Genomic DNA, 15,953 nt, shown 5'->3' on the forward strand with positions numbered 1-15,953 from the left:
AGTAAAGCGAATTGCATTGCTGCCTGCCATACTTTTACTGAATTCAAGATGATTTCGTATCGAACATAGATAAGGACGACAAGCTGTTATGTTGAACTCACCTATAAGACTTGGGTTGATTGGGTTAGGCGAAGCTGCACAGAGCCTTCATTTGCCTACTTTGTTTCACCATCCCGACAAATTTTGCGTAACCGCGGTATTCGATATCAGCCCAACATTGGTCAGCGAAGTTTGCCAACGCTACCACGTGAAAAATGGTTATCACACTGTAGAAGAAATCGTAAAGGATGATGCCGTTGATGCCGTTATCATCATGTCACCCGATCCTCTTCATTTCGAACACACCAAACTCGCCCTTGTTCACAACAAACCAGTCTTACTGGAAAAACCCAGCTGTTTATTACCACGCCATGTTGAAGAACTCATCAAACTGGAAAAGCGACACCAGATTTCTGTCACCGTTGGTTACATGCGTGTCTATGCTAAAGCCTTTTCATTGGCTCAAGATAAACTGGATGAACTGGGAGATATAAAAAGCGTGCGTGTTAGGGATTTGCAACGTGAAGGCGACCACTTCCTTCCACAAGTCTCAGATTTATACTACCCAGAAGACCACGATAAGCGACACATCGAACACGCTAAAGAAACCGAACAGAAACAAAGAGAGGAGTTACTCAGCAGCAAAGCTTACTCCAACTTATTGTGGAAAGCTTACCGCGTGTTAACGGGTGCAGCCATTCATAATTTGGCGGCACTGCGTCATCTAATCGGTTCGCCAAATAGAGTGGTGAGCGCGTTTGCTAACTCCAACGGCGAACATATCTCCATGACAATGGATTACGGATCCTTTTTTGCCACCTATGAAATTTTGATCGACAACATTCCTCGCGTGGATGCCAGTATCGAACTGACCTCTGAAACTAATAGGCTCAAGATCAATTATCCGACGCCTTACATTCGAAACTTGCCCACCACACTTGAGTTTCAAAGTGGAGAGGGGCACCACCCAAGCGAAACCCACGGTCCATTTTACCAAGATCAATTTAATCTGGAGCTTCTTTATTGGCACCAAACCCTTACTCAAAACGCCCCTGTTTTAACGGGTCTTAAAGAGTCTCAGCAAGATCTCAATTTAGTAATGCAAGCTATCGAATCCATCGCATTCAATCTCGGAATTGACGACATTCCTAGCGATACGGCATCTAATATGGCGGGAGAACACAAATGACCAGCCAGATAACACTCGCCACTTGTCCTTGCTCTTGGGGAGTTTGGTACCCAAAGGATCACCAACAGCCAACTTGGCGAAAATTTTTAGATGAAGCCAACTTTTGCGGATACCGCACCATTGAACTTGGACCCTACGGCTACCTTCCGACGGATATAGGGGAGCTCAAGTATGAACTGGAAGCCCATAATTTGAATGTTTGCGGCACCGCTCATATGTCGGATCTCATTGTCCCTAATGCACTAAACACCATTCGATCGGATATAAGCAATATTTGCCCTACCCTGAAAGAATTAAATGCGCGCTATTTTGTGTTTATGGACGGCGATAGCCTTTATAAATACCCAAGCGATCGCAACCTCAACCTTACGGATTGGAAACACATCATTAAGGTAATTTCTGAATCGGCAAAAATTGTTAAGGAAGAGTATGGATTGGATTATGTGTTTCACCCGCATGTTTCAACCTGCATTGAAAACGAACATCAAATTATCCGGCTGCTTAACGACACCCATCCCGATTACGTGAACCTCTGTTTCGACACAGGTCATCATCTTTACACGGGTGGAGTACCAGAAGATTTCATTAAAGAATTCGGATCGCGCATTCGCTATTACCACCTAAAAGACATGAGTTCCCCCATTCGAGATAAAGTGAAGCAGAAAAACCTCAGCGACAATGACGCGTTTGAACTTGGGGTGATGGTGCCGCTGGGCGAAGGCAGCGTAAACTTCACCGCTATTAAAGCTGAATTGGATAGGCAGAACTTTCGAGGCTACGCAGTGGTAGAACAAGACATTTACCCAGACATTCACAATATGGCACTCACACACGCCAGAAGCAGCCTCGCCTACATCAAACGACTTGGAATGGGGGTGGCATGACCCCAAACGCGCTTAATACGTACAACTATCAATCCGCTAACGCATTTGTGGGTATCGATATTGGTGGCACCAAAATGGCGTCGGCATTAGTCGATACCAATACGGGACACATCCTTTGCGAAACTCAGGTTGCCACACAAAAGCAACGCCCAAAGAAAGACATCATTGGCGACATTCACAAGCTACTGTCTTACCACCTTGAATTCGCGAACATCAGAAATTTTCCTGTAAAAGGATGCGGGATTGCCTTCCCAGAGCTGGTGAACAACTCAGGTGAAATTGTCAGTGATTGGAATTTCGATCTTCGTTCACTGTGTCACTCTGATTTCCCCCTTAACAATGTGTTGTTTGAGAGTGACGTTCGGGTGGCGGGTCTCGCTGAGGCAAAATTGGGGGCTGGCAAGCCATACCAATCGTTCGTCTATGTCTCTTTGGGTACTGGGGTGGCCTATACCTTGTTTAACAACGGTGTACCTTGGCGAGGGAAAAACGGCTACGCCATTCATTTTGCGAGTAGCACGCTCACGGGGTGCACAACTGATATGAAACCCCTGAGCTATCTACCTGAAGCATTGGTATCTGGCGCGGGGTTACTAGATTGCTGGAACATGAGCCACCCCGCGCAGCGCTATCAAGATTTGCCTGAACTGTTATTGCAAGCTGAAATGGGCGCATCGAAAGAGCGTCAATACATTAAGCTCGCCGGAGACGTTTTGGGCAGCTTGTTGGCACAAATGGTCAATATGCTAGACCCAGAAGCCATCATTTTTGGTGGAGGTTTAGGCTGTGCAAGTGGGTTATATCATCACTATATTGAAGCCACCCTTCGTGACCGAATATGGGCGGAGGAATGCAAAACCATTCCCGTTCATAAAGCGTATTTTGCGAACAAAGCAGGGACGATTGGTGCGGCGCTTGCCGCATCTAAAATGGCGAAAGATTAGGTATTCAAGTTCGCAGAAATACATGCGCTTTCAAGCTCTACGTTAGTAAGCTCTACGTTAGTAAGCTCTACGTTAGTAAGATCTAGGAAAAAGGAAGACAACCCATGGAAGTTTTGTCTTTACATCAGGTAAACAAAACATACAGCAAAACCCCTGTTTTGCGAGACATCAACCTATCGATTCATCAAGGCGAATTCATTGTGTTCGTCGGGCAGTCTGGTTGTGGAAAATCGACCCTTCTACGCCTTATCGCAGGTCTTGATCTTCAAACGTCTGGTGATGTTCGAATTGACGGAACAAACGTCAACGATATCGCGCCCGGACAGCGTGGGCTAGCCATGGTATTCCAATCCTACGCGTTGTACCCACACATGAATGTATGGGACAACATGGCGTTTGCCCTGAAAACGGCTCGGTTGCCTAAACATGATATTTCAGAGCGTGTCACTAAAGCTGCTGACATTCTCAAACTGGGTTCTTTACTCGATAGAAAACCAGCTCAACTATCAGGCGGACAAAGACAACGTGTCGCCATTGGAAGGGCCATCGTTCGTGAGCCTAAAATCTTCTTGTTTGATGAACCCCTAAGTAATCTAGACGCCGAACTTCGCGTAGACATGCGAGTTGAAATCGCCACACTTCATAAAAAACTCAACGCCACCACAATTTACGTCACACACGATCAAGTCGAAGCCATGACGTTAGCCGACAAGATCGTCGTGCTCAATAACGGCATCATTGAACAATTTGGATCGCCACTTGAGTTATACAACAACCCAATAAATCAATTTGTGGCAGGGTTTATTGGTTCACCAAAAATGAACTTTATTGAAGGAGAGATGGAGGCTGACGGCTTTCATTTCCATGGTTACCACCTTGATATGGTGGATTCCAAAATGATGGGTAGAAAAATAACGCTTGGCATTCGCCCAAAAGATCTCTCTCTAACAAGCAGCCCGAAACAAGCCGATCTCAAAGCCAAAATTACTCACACCGAAATATTGGGTGATGAAAGTTACGTGTATTGCACCGTAGGGACACGGATCAAACTTGTCGTGACACTGGATGGGCAACAGCATCTTGAAGCTAACCAAGAGGTGTACCTGGTTTTTAACTGGGATCATGTGCATTGCTTCGATACCCGTGGCATCAATATCGATTGCCAGAAAAGCGACCGCCCAAAAGGCGAGAGCGAATCCACTCAGCCGCGAAATACTCATGAATAGGTTGAGCCCGTATGAATAAAGAAAGTAAACCATCAGTCGGGTTCCGGTTAAACCAACAAAAAGTCTACGAAGCGTGGCTGTATATTCTCCCTATGGCGCTAGTGCTAGCAGTGGTCGCCCTTTATCCATTGCTCAAGAATTTCTACTTCTCATTTACGGATGCTTCGTTAATGGAGCCCGAACTTGCGAGCTGGATAGGGTTAGAGAATTATACCTATTTGCTCACCGATTCATCGTGGTGGAATTCGGTTTGGAACACGCTTTATTTTGCGGTGGTGTCTGTGGTATTGGAAACCGTCATTGGGCTTGGTATCGCTCTAATTTTGAATGCCAATCTGCCTACCAAAGGCATTATGCGCGCGGTTGTGTTAGTGCCATGGGCTATCCCGACTATCGTCTCTGCCAGAATGTGGGAATGGATGTTCCACGATCAATATGGTGTGATCAATCAAATTGGCATGTCGATTGGCATACTGAGTGAAAAGATCGCATGGACAGCAGACCCACAATGGTCGATGGCTGCGATTATCTTCGTCGATGTTTGGAAAACCACCCCCTTTATGACGCTGTTGATCTTAGCTGGTTTGCAAATGCTCCCAAAAGACATCTACGAGGTGGCGAAAGTGGATAATGTCCCTGCTTGGCGAGTCTTTTGGCACATAACGTTACCCCTGATCAAGCCAGCCATTTTGGTGGCGGTAGTATTCCGATTGTTGGATGCGCTGCGTATGTTCGATTTGGCGTACGTGTTAACAGGGAGCAGTGAGTCTACGATTACCATGTCGATATTTGCGCGTAAGCAGTTGGTTGATTTTCAAGATATGGGGTATGGGGCAGCGGCTTCAACTCTGTTGTTCTTCATTGTTGCCTTAGTGACGATCGGGTATTTGTATTTATCCCGCAATAGCTTAATGTCTAAGGAGTCAAGATGAAGAACTCCACAAGACAACGCCTCAGCAAGGGGATGTTCTACATTTTGGTCGCCATTATCGCGCTGTATACCCTATTTCCTTTCTATTGGTCTATCGTGTCCTCGTTTAAGCAAGGTGCCGATTTATTCAAAGTCGAATTTTTCCCAAGTATCCAATGGGACAACTACATCAGCGTACTCAGCAACGGTACGTTTTTACGCAATATCCTAAACTCGGTTATTGTAGCGACCGCCGTTGTCGCAGTGTCGCTTTTTCTTTCTGTCACCGCGTCTTACGCTCTGGGACGAGTCAACTTTAAAGGAAGAACCACCATTTTGATGGCGATATTGAGTGTGTCTATGTTTCCTCAAGTGGTGATTCTGTCTGGGCTGCTGGGCATGATTAACCTGCTTGAACTGTACAACACACTCTGGGCGTTGATCCTTGCCTACATGATCTTCACCCTGCCCTTTACGGTTTGGGTCATCACCACTTTTATGAAGGAGCTACCCCAAGAATTAGAGGACGCCGCAAGAATGGATGGCTGCTCTACCTTTCGAATCATTACCCACGTGTTCTTCCCAATACTGGGGCCGGCTTTGGTTAGCACAGGTTTGCTGGCATTCATTGCGGCATGGAACGAATTCTTGTTCGCCCTCACTTTTGTCCTCAATGATGAAATGCGCACAGTTCCTGTAGCCATCGCACTTATTTCTGGCGCTAGCCGTTACGAATTACCATTTGGTGCCATTATGGCCGCTTCGGTCATTGTGACGGTTCCACTCGTTGTATTGGTTTTAGTGTTCCAACGAAAAATTGTATCGGGGCTGACAGCAGGTGCGATTAAAGGATAATTTATGAACGTCACTCAATTGAAAAACCACGAAGAAGTGTCGGCTTACCTCGCCCGTATGCTCACTAGCCAAATTCAAGTCACACCAGATTCAAGGATCATACTCGCTTCTGGTGGCACACCATCTTTAGCCTATGAAATTACAGGGGAACAGCTGCTAGGAGTCGATACCTCACGCGTCACCATCATCAAGCTGGACGAGTGGGTCGGGCTACCCGAAACCAGCGGCAGCAGTTGCGAGTATCAACTGACCCATGAAGTGATAAAACCGTGGGGGATCGAACCACACCACTATATTTCTTTTAATGGCTCCGCGAGTGATATTTTAAGTGAAGCACTGCGTGTTAAAAGCCGGCTAGCCGCTTGTAAGCCTGCACACCTTTGCGTTTTGGGGATAGGGCTCAACGGACATATCGGGTTCTTAGAACCTTCCCCTTCTTTGCCACATCGCTCAAGCGTTGTACCACTGCATGCTATGTCGAAAAACCACCCTATGGTCAAAAATCAATACGAGGTATCGCTCGGCATCACCATTGGAATTGGCGACATTATGGAGTGTGAAAAAGTCGTCTTAGTAGCAACGGGCGAACACAAGCAGCAAATTCTCGCTCGATTGCTGGAGAGTGACATTTCCACGTCACTGCCTGCTAGCCTATTGAAACTGCATCCCAATGTTGAATTGATAGTAGATGATAATGCGATATTTTAATATAGCCTGACGTGTTGATGTCGGTTCGCTAGAAACGACATCACTAAGTGCAACGTATACTCAAACCACTTCCAATTTTAATCGGTGACTTTGGTGAGCTCGCCAACCATACTGTCTAACTCTGAGATCACATACGGCTGTATATCTGCTGAAAAACGTAATCTTATGTTTTTACCCTGTCCTTTCTTAGGAAGATAGGGCTTCCACTCATCAATTACTTTATCTATATCTTTTCTGCTAGGATATTTTAAACCGCTTTGAGCAAAGTCCTTTTTTAGTGAGGCAGCAGTGCTCGGATCGATTAATTCCAACGCTTCTATTGCTGCAATCGCTTTTGCTTCATCGACTGAGTCTTCATGTGTAAAAAATAGATAAAAGACATACAGTGAGGAAAAATCACCCATAGGAACAACGTTTTTCAAGGTTATTTCATAATATTTATTGATATCTGTGTACGCAAAACTTCTCGCATATTGCTTTATACTTGACGGAATACTAGGGATACCCTGACTTTCAAAGCTCTTATCTGTCTCATAGATATTTCTTCCTTTGTCACTACTGATCAATCGCAGTAACTTCGTAGGATTCTCGTCCATAAGCCACTGGAAACCTTGAAGGTTACGCTTTGGTTCGTAGGGTAAATCCATCAATAAAAAGCTAAGAGCCTCCTTGCTAAAAGGAGTTTCATAGTAAGTAAGGTAGCCCAACGTATTTAACGTTTTATCCCAGTCTAAAAACCAATGTTTTTGCTTATCCTTACTATCAGGCATTGGGTACATTTTTGTTTCCAAGATATGCTTTAGAAGCTCTAGGCGTTGGACTTCTGTCATGCTGCCAATCTTATTAAAATCTTGTTTATTAAACGTATTGCCGCATACGAGGGGGCGACTAAAGCTATCAAAAGATCTCTCAAACTCCGACTGATAGCGCTTACCCGCCATATCTGCTGCGCACCATTTAAAATCTTTCGCTCCCAATAGCCACATATTGTGAAATACCTTTAGCCATGCATAGTGTTCACCAAAGTCTTTAACCAGTTGATCTGCTTTGTTTAGCCGATTTACTGCTTCTGCTGGCTTAACATCGTCACCCAAGAATCGGATAGGCGTCCATAGATAATAAATAAGAGTCGACTTGAGTACTCGAATATCTCCTTGGTCTGCTAAGTCGAGTATTTCGGCTACGTAGCGTTGTTTGTCTAGATCGGATAAATTTAGAGCATCAAGTTTTGGTGAACGACTATAGTGAGCGGTTTTCTGTACAGCATTTGCAGTAATCAAAATGGCGCGAGCATCAATATCGCCTTGTTTCGCTTTGTCTACTATCTGCGAATAGTCGTTGTGTACTTCGGTATAAGCCGAATAGTTACCCAGCTTGGCAAAGTGCTGATTAATGCGGTCGAATCGACCTTCATCCTTTAAGTCGACATCGAGACAACCACCACTGGCGATATAATGATAGTAAGCATATAAGGAAGCATCTTTGGTGTTGAGCGTATGAAGGTCTTCAATATATTCTTTCTTACAAGTGTCCGAAACATGAAGTACTTGATCACTTAATGCATTAACGGTGAACAACCCAAATACAATTAAAACTAAAAAACGCATTAAATAAATATTCCTTTAAAAATAATCCTTGATTAGACTTCGTGTCCGGATAATTGAAAGCATCGGTAATAAGAAAATTACTGGGTCGCGATTTGTGACATCTAGTTAGCTTCTAGTTTCTTTAACTTAATGGCTAACTCTGAGAGAACGTAAGGTTTAATGTCATTATCAAACCTAGTATGAATAAACTTTCCTTCACCAGGTTTCGGAAGATAGGGAGACCACTCATTAAGTATTTTATCTACTTGAGAATCGGAAGGCTTAGTTAAGCCCCTATTTAAGAAATCTTGCTCAAGTAAATGAGCTCTTTTAGGGCGGTGTATCTCAAGCGCACGTATAGCAGCCCAAGCTATTGCTTCATCTCTTGCACTCTCGCCAGAAAATACAAAATAAAATGCGTATAAAGTGAATAAGTCTCCCTTCGGCAGTGCCCTCTTTAACATTGTTTCGTAATATTTAGATGCTTGGTTTGAGAAAAGAAAGCTAGTTGCGTAATGCCTTATACTCGACGGTATACTGGGAATTCCTTGTTTCTCAAAGCTCAAATTAGAATCATACAAATTCTTACCCAAGCCGCCGCTTACTAATTTTTCTAGTTTCGTTGGCTCATCACCAGATAACCAGTGTAATCCTTGAAGATCACGGTTAGGAAGGTAAGGGAGTTCAGTCAAAAGAAAGCTCAATACCTCCTTACTGTACGGAACTTCATAATACGCTAGATAACCGAGTTTATTCAGGGCAGTATTCCAATCCAACAGCCACTTTTGATTTTCTTTTTGACTGCTTGGGCTTTGCAAGGAGCGTGGTTCTAAAATTCTCTTAAAGTACAAAATACGGTCGTATTCACTTAGCTTCCCGATCTTTTTAAACTCTAATTTATTAAATTCACCTGAACAAAGCATGGTTCGAGTGGATTCATTAATGTATTCTTCAAATTTTGATTTATAATTACTATCACTGGTTCCTTTAGCGCACCAACGAAAATCTTTTGCACCCAGTAACCATAGGTTGTGAAACATTTCTAACCAAATATATTTCTTACCATATTCTTGAACCAACTCGTTAGCACTCACCAACCTTCTTTCAGCTTCAGCCGCACTTGGATTATTTCCTTCCAAGTTCGTTGGCTTCCAGAGAAAATAAACTAAACTTTGTTGCAATACTCGTATGTCACCTTTATTTGCTAATCCTAATATCTCACCAACATATCTATTTTTTTCTTCATTGGTTAAATTCAGCTCATCTAATTTTTTTGTTCGGCTAAAGTGGGCTGTTTGCTGAACAGAATTTGCCATTACTATGAGTGCACGAGCATCAATATCACCGTTCTCAGCTTTTTCTACAACATTTTGATAATCATTACTGATCCGAACGTATGCGGAGTAGTTACCTAGTTTTGCAAAATGATTGTTAATGCGGTCTAGTTGTCTATCGTCTGAAAAATCTACATTCGGACAGGCCCCATGGGCAATATAATGGTAGTAAGCATATAAGGAAGCATCTTTGGTATTGAGCGTATGAAGGTCTTCAATATATTCTTTCTTACAAGTGTCCGAGATATGAAGTACCTGATTACTAAATACATTAAAGGTAAACAACCCAAATACAATAAAAACTAAAAAACGCATTAGAACTTTCCTTTAGAAATACCGTTTCATCACCTAATACTTTCCCAGCGAAGGCATACATAACCAATTAATTAATACTTTTTAAACTTTCAATCATCTTAGTTAATTCAGCTGTAGTGTAGGGAATAACATTTTCAGCTAGATTGGTTCTTACGAAAACACCTTCTCCGTAACTGGGTAGATAAGGTTCCCATGACTCAAGAACTTTATTTACTGCTTGTTTGTCTGGTTGTTTAAAACCCTTATTTAAATAATTTTTCTTCAAAGAGGAAGCAATTTCGGGCTCATGGACTTCAAGCGCTTCAATTGCGCTCCATGCTCGCGTTTCATGTTTATATGAATCGAGTGTAAACAATAAATAGAATGTATATAACGTTGTTAGATCACCCATTGGCAGTACTTTCTTCAATGCTACGTCATAGTATTCATTAAATTTTTCGGCATATAGAAGCGAATAGGCAAAAAGCTTGGTACTTGAGGCGATAGACGCGATACCTTGCTCGTCAAAGTTCTTTGTAGGGTCATAAATGTTGTTGCCCATTGTACTGCTGATCAGTCTCATTAATCGGCTAGGGTTTTCGTCCGTTAGCCAATAAAAACCTTGGAGTTTACGATTAGGACCATAAGGTAAGGAATAGAGTAGATAGCTTAATACTTCTTTGCTTAGAGGAGTTTCATAAAACACATGATAACCTAATAAATTGAGCTGCTTATCCCAATCGTTTAACCAAACTTTTAACTTATTTTTATCATCTGGCATATCTGCAGGATATTCCGTTAAAGTAGCTCTAAGGTGCTCCAACCTCTCCACTTTTGACATACTCCCAATACGTTCAAACTCTTGCCCATTAAACGTATTCATACATAGATAACCACGACTAAAGTCATCCAAAGATTTGTGAAATTCAGATAAATAAGTCTTTTGAATGTCTTTTAAGGCACACCATCTTATGTCTTTTGCACCTAATAACCACTGATTATGGAGCATAATCAGCCAAGCATATTGTTCACCATAGTTATTAAGCAGTTGATTGGCGCGCTTGATTCGATCTTGTGCTTTTACACCCTGTTCATAATTAGCAGATAACTTTGTAGGCTGCCATAGATAGTAAACTAGCGCAGACTTAAGCGTCCGAACATCTCCTTGGTCTGCTAAGTCGAGTATTTCGGCTACATAGCGTTGTTTGTCTAGATCGGATAAATTTAGAGCATCCAGTTTTGGTGAACGACTATAATGAGCTGTTTTCTGTACAGCATTTGCAGTAATCAAAATGGCGCGAGCATCAATATCACCCTGTTTCGCTTTGTCTACTATCTGCGAATAGTCGCTGTGTACTTCGGTATAAGCCGAATAGTTACCCAGCTTGGAAAAGTGCTGATTAATGCGGTCGAATCGACCTTCATCCTTTAAGTCGACATCGAGACAACCACCACTGGCGATATAATGATAGTAAGCATATAAGGAAGCATCTTTGGTATTGAGCGTATGAAGGTCTTCAATATATTCTTTCTTACAAGTGTCCGAAACATGAAGTACTTGAGCACCAAACGCATTAAAAGCGAACAATCCAAGAATAAGAAATACAAAAAAACGCATTAAAAGAATTTTCCTTTGGCATGCTCTCCCTCTTCAGTAAGGGAAAACAGATTTAAAACCGACAAAAAGGCATTGATCTGGGGTCAACCCTCTGATTTATTGTTATTTTTCTCAACCTCTTGATAATGAAGCTCCGTACTTTAGTAGGCGCTGCCCCCCTCTTCAAACTAACCATGCAGTTTTGCGACACATACCTCTGACTTTTGTCATGGTTTCTCTGTTGTACAATTGAGTCTCGAAGTGCGTTTAAAAACAGCATGTTACCAATGAACAATGAAACGTTTTCCAAACTAATGCCGCGGCTTACACCAGTACTTTGTTCACAAAAAGCAAACCATGCTAGAATCTGCGCCACTATTTGCACCGTGTTATCGGTGCACGCTTAAATATCAATTGGATTTCTTCATGCCATTTTCCAAATTAGGACTCAGCCGTCCGATCACTACCGCTATTGCCGAGCAAGGTTACGACTCCCCGACGCCGATTCAGGAACAAGCCATTCCGGTTGCTCTGCAAGGGAAAAACATCATTGCCGCAGCGCAAACCGGAAGCGGTAAAACCGCCAGCTTCGTGCTGCCTATTTTGGAACAACTGAGCCAATCAGAAACCCAGCGTAAAAAGCGTTTCAGAGCATTAATCTTAACCCCGACTCGTGAACTCGCCGTTCAGGTTAATAAAAGCATTAAAGTGTACGCCAAACATTTAAACCTAAAATCGCTTGTGGTTTACGGCGGTGTAGATGATAAGCCTCAAAAGCAAAAGCTGATTGAAGGCATCGATATTCTAGTAGCGACACCAGGGCGTTTGCTGGATTTGTACACACAACGTGCCGTGCATTTTGAAGAGGCGGAAATATTGGTTCTCGACGAAGCCGATAAAATGCTCGACATGGGCTTTATCGACGACATCAACAAAATCATCGAACGCTTGCCTGTTGATGTGCAGAACCTGCTGTTTTCTGCCACGCTTTCTCGTAAAGTTCGTGACCTTGCGAAAACCGCTGTACCGAACCCTGTCGAAATTTCTTTGCACCTGCAAAACGCTGAAAAGCCAAAGATCGCCCAATGGCTAGTGACGGTAGATAAAGACAAGAAATCAGCATTGTTGAGCCATTTGATTCAAGAGAAAAACTGGGACCAAGCACTTATCTTTATAGAAACCAAGCATGGTGCGGCTAAATTAGTCTCTCAGTTAGAGAAACGCGGCATTCAAGCGGAAGCATTTCACAGTGGTCGCAGCCAAGCCATTCGTGGGCAAGTCTTAGCGGATTTCAAATCTGGTAAAGTAAAATACTTAGTGGCGACAGGTGTTGCTGCCCGCGGGATAGACATCACCGAACTCAGCCGAGTGGTGAACTACGATTTACCCTTCCCGCCAGACGAATACGTTCACCGCATTGGTCGTACGGGTCGTGCAGGTAAATCAGGTGAAGCGATCTCTTTTGTGTCCAAAGACAACTTCAAGAACCTTTGTATGATCGAAAGCCTAATGGGTGAATTGATTGCCCGTAAAGAAGTGGAAGGGTTCGCACCAAAGAAAGAAGTGCCAATCTCAATTCTGAATTACGTGCCTAAGAACAAGCGTAAGCCTAAAGACAAAAATTAACGACGCTCGCGACCTATTGTGAGATATCCGGTCAATACCCTTCGGTATTCCTCATAACAAAACCCCATCGACTGAGCCCTCAACCGAGGGCTTATTCCCGCAAAAAATCCATTCTGTGTTTTACGCAAGTCACCTCAATTCACGAACTCTGCTTGGCATTCAGAAAACAACCCCATCCACGCGCATTTTATGTTCAATGAATGCAAAAAATATGACAGGTTGGACGAATCTCACGTACATAATTATTGTCATATCAGTTAATTACCGAAGTTTGCGAGTGATTTATAAATTAAAGGTCGGTGAGATTGTTTCTAGGTCATTGGGTTGATAGCGTGCCAGCAGAAGTATCCAATATCTACTCAAATAAGAGGTAAAAGATCTATGAAAAGCTTCACCTTGCGTCCTTTATTCGTTTCCACAGTATTGGCAACGATGACACTCTCCGCTGCACACGCGGCGACCACAACTTGGCCCGGTCAAGAAGTGGGTGTACTAACCTACAACCTAACGGCAGACAAACTCATTAAGACCGGTCCGATTCGCCTAGGGCAGATGGACTTAAATATCTCCGATGCAGAGCTAGACCAGATTCGCGCCAGCGCCCCCGATCAAGCAACAGCAGACAAGCTTGTAGAGATTGCGATCCTAAAGAGAAAAGTATGGCGAGCACCTTATTCTTTCGTCATCCCAAATGAACGACCACACTGGGCGATGGCAATGGCGCACGCCGCACAGCTTTTCAAAAACGTGACTGGGATTGATGACCCTTACCACAGCGCAAACCTCTACGCAGCCAAAACGCTACAAGAGAGTGCAGTCGGTGCCGACTATGACGCCAAAACCTTTACCTATCCGACGCCTCCTACCTATAAAGATCAGGATCCAAATCATTCTAATTATGGTATTTGGAGCACGCTACATAACGGCAGAACCAAACACGACGGTTTCTTCCAATTAGAAGGACATATGTATTCTGCTTACGGTGAAATGATGAGGATGTTCCCTAATCGATTCTACAAAGGCGTTAAACCAGATTCCGTCTACAAAGCAGTCGCGCCTTATGAGATGACCTCTCCAATCTATAATGCCGTGTTTAAACCTGAACAAGGAAAAAACAGTTTTGTCCCAAGTGCCATTGGCGCGTCGTACTACAACATTTTTGCTTACTACATTTTGGCGCGTTCTTCAGATAACTTCGGCGAATTTGTCGTTGAATCGAAAGATCCACTGGCGTTAACTAAGTTAATTTCAGTTGGCTACAACCGAGGACTTAGCCCTAACAGCATGGCATTAAATCCTCTAAAACCAGATGTAAGAGCACACTGCGCATCTTTGACTGTCATTGATGAGTGCTTCGACCCAGAAAACCAAGGCGGTTTCGGTACAAGTTACCTCTATCAAGTGCCGTACAAAGCGGTAGAGCTTAAAGACGTAGCCGAAAATAACGGACCTGGATACCCTGGTTACTACACGAGCCAGGTTGACTGGGCAACGGTAAGCAGCTATTTGGATGCACTTGGACCGCTCTATACACCTGAAGAAATCACCTTGGCTAAAGCTTCTGCAAAAACAGCTTTTGATGCCGTAGCAAAGCAAGGAAGCATAGATTTTGCGAATCAATTTGGTGGCGTTCTTGACGCCATTTTACTGTCACTTCCAGTCGACACACCTTGGACGCAGCTATGTAAAGCTGACGGCGGTGCTTATGATGCCTTCAACCGTGACGGTACCTTTAAAGGTGTTGAGCACAGCTACCGCTGTAAACCTGAGACTGTGAGCAAGCCGCTCATTTTAGGTACGCGTGTGGGCGACAGAGCACCCGTCGCGAGAGCTGGTGAAGACCAAATCGTAAGCCACGTTAAAACAGTGACACTTGATGGTTCTAAGTCTTTTGACCCAGACGGTGATTCCATCACTTATGCATGGAAACAAGTTAGCGGAGCACCTATCGCTTTAACCACTCAAGGTTCGCAGGCAACATTTTCAGCGCCGTTAGTGACAGCCACAAGTGTTCATAACTTCCAGCTGACTGTAACTGGCAATGGAAAAACGGGCACCGATGAAGTTGTGGTAACGTTACGCCCAAACCAAGCACCAGTTATCGATTACAAACCGGTTAAAGATATCTTTATCGGCGATACGGTTACGATTGACGCAAGTAAAACGGTAGACCCTGATGGAGACGCTATCAGTTTCCGCTGGGCTGGGTTACCAGATGGCTCCGTTGTGAATACAACAACACCCACCATTAGCTTTAAAGTACCAGCTGCGACAACCTACACTATCGAGCTAACCGCCACCGACTCGTTAAACAACTCAGCAGTAACCTCTATTCCTGTTCTGGTTGAACTTCTTGACGCAGGTTCTACTTGGGATTCGAGCAAGATTTACCAAAAAGGAGATGTAGTTCGTCACCGCAACAAAGAGTTTACGGCTCAATGGCAAACTCAAAGTGAGGAACCTGGGGTTGCTGAAGTTTGGCTACAATCTTACGGTCCTGAAATCACAGAATGGGATCCAAAGCGTATCTATGGCAAAGGCGACCAAGTGTTATATAACGGTGCAACTTGGGAAGCGAAATGGTATGCAAACTCTGAAAACGTTCCGGGGATCGACGGTGCTTGGAAAAAAGTGTAATCAAGCACTCTAATTTGGATATATAAATTAGAAGAGAGCTACGGCTCTCTTTTTTATTGTGATACTTATTCCATTAATAATTATCAATGAGTTATATGCTCTTGAAAGTAATACAGTATAAGAT

At 43.5% G+C, this 15,953-nt stretch carries 12 protein-coding genes; 9 read left to right on the forward strand and 3 right to left on the reverse strand.

All coding sequences use genetic code 11. From position 1 onward, the window contains the following. Window positions 1-88: 88 nt before the first annotated feature. The 7 genes from VPNCDNU1_RS27010 to VPNCDNU1_RS27040 all read left to right on the forward strand — a co-directional run bounded on the left by VPNCDNU1_RS27010 (window position 89) and on the right by VPNCDNU1_RS27040 (window position 6,755). The gene (locus VPNCDNU1_RS27010) at window positions 89-1,228 is read left to right on the forward strand and encodes a Gfo/Idh/MocA family oxidoreductase (protein WP_104403254.1); all 1,140 of its coding nucleotides are present in this window, start codon (window positions 89-91) and stop codon (window positions 1,226-1,228) included. Further along, complete coding sequence (locus VPNCDNU1_RS27015; protein ID WP_104403255.1) at window positions 1,225-2,112, forward strand: sugar phosphate isomerase/epimerase family protein; 888 nt, start codon at window positions 1,225-1,227, stop codon at window positions 2,110-2,112. The genes VPNCDNU1_RS27010 and VPNCDNU1_RS27015 overlap by 4 nt, the downstream gene beginning before the upstream one ends. Further along, a complete protein-coding gene (locus VPNCDNU1_RS27020) occupies window positions 2,109-3,056 on the forward strand; it encodes an ROK family protein (protein WP_104403256.1) in 948 nt (315 codons plus the stop codon). Before VPNCDNU1_RS27015 ends, VPNCDNU1_RS27020 begins: the two co-directional genes overlap by 4 nt. Before the next feature lie 104 nt (window positions 3,057-3,160). After that, window positions 3,161-4,282: an ABC transporter ATP-binding protein gene (locus tag VPNCDNU1_RS27025; protein ID WP_104403257.1), complete on the forward strand. Its 1,122-nt coding sequence runs from the start codon at window positions 3,161-3,163 to the stop codon at window positions 4,280-4,282. An 11-nt stretch (window positions 4,283-4,293) separates the two neighbouring features. Then, window positions 4,294-5,214, forward strand: coding sequence for a carbohydrate ABC transporter permease (locus tag VPNCDNU1_RS27030; RefSeq protein WP_104403258.1), 921 nt, complete (start codon window positions 4,294-4,296; stop codon window positions 5,212-5,214). Beyond that, window positions 5,211-6,047: a carbohydrate ABC transporter permease gene (locus tag VPNCDNU1_RS27035; RefSeq protein ID WP_104403259.1), complete on the forward strand. Its 837-nt coding sequence runs from the start codon at window positions 5,211-5,213 to the stop codon at window positions 6,045-6,047. Before VPNCDNU1_RS27030 ends, VPNCDNU1_RS27035 begins: the two co-directional genes overlap by 4 nt. Window positions 6,048-6,050: 3 nt before the next feature. Continuing rightward, on the forward strand, window positions 6,051-6,755 hold the full coding sequence (locus tag VPNCDNU1_RS27040) for a 6-phosphogluconolactonase (protein ID WP_104403260.1): 705 nt from the start codon (window positions 6,051-6,053) through the stop codon (window positions 6,753-6,755). 77 nt (window positions 6,756-6,832) lie between these two features. On the opposite strand, the gene VPNCDNU1_RS27045 is transcribed toward VPNCDNU1_RS27040, so the two are convergent. The 3 genes from VPNCDNU1_RS27045 to VPNCDNU1_RS27055 form a co-directional block, all read right to left on the reverse strand. Beyond that, complete coding sequence (locus VPNCDNU1_RS27045; RefSeq protein WP_104403261.1) at window positions 6,833-8,362, reverse strand: hypothetical protein; 1,530 nt, start codon at window positions 8,360-8,362, stop codon at window positions 6,833-6,835. A gap of 101 nt (window positions 8,363-8,463) precedes the next feature. Beyond that, window positions 8,464-9,990 (reverse strand): hypothetical protein, encoded by a 1,527-nt coding sequence (locus VPNCDNU1_RS27050; RefSeq protein ID WP_104403262.1) that lies wholly within the window; start codon window positions 9,988-9,990, stop codon window positions 8,464-8,466. 67 nt (window positions 9,991-10,057) lie between these two features. Continuing rightward, window positions 10,058-11,587 (reverse strand): hypothetical protein, encoded by a 1,530-nt coding sequence (locus tag VPNCDNU1_RS27055; RefSeq protein WP_104403263.1) that lies wholly within the window; start codon window positions 11,585-11,587, stop codon window positions 10,058-10,060. 405 nt (window positions 11,588-11,992) lie between these two features. Between VPNCDNU1_RS27055 and VPNCDNU1_RS27060 the strand changes: the two genes are divergently transcribed. Together VPNCDNU1_RS27060 and VPNCDNU1_RS27065 are read left to right on the forward strand one after the other, a co-directional pair. Further along, entirely contained in the window at window positions 11,993-13,192 is a 1,200-nt protein-coding gene (locus VPNCDNU1_RS27060; protein ID WP_104403264.1) for a DEAD/DEAH box helicase, read from the forward strand. A gap of 381 nt (window positions 13,193-13,573) precedes the next feature. Further along, window positions 13,574-15,829, forward strand: coding sequence for a PKD domain-containing protein (locus tag VPNCDNU1_RS27065; protein ID WP_104403265.1), 2,256 nt, complete (start codon window positions 13,574-13,576; stop codon window positions 15,827-15,829). Window positions 15,830-15,953: the final 124 nt, after the last annotated feature.

The organism is Vibrio penaeicida, assembly GCF_002933855.1.
GTDB lineage: Bacteria > Pseudomonadota > Gammaproteobacteria > Enterobacterales > Vibrionaceae > Vibrio > Vibrio penaeicida_A.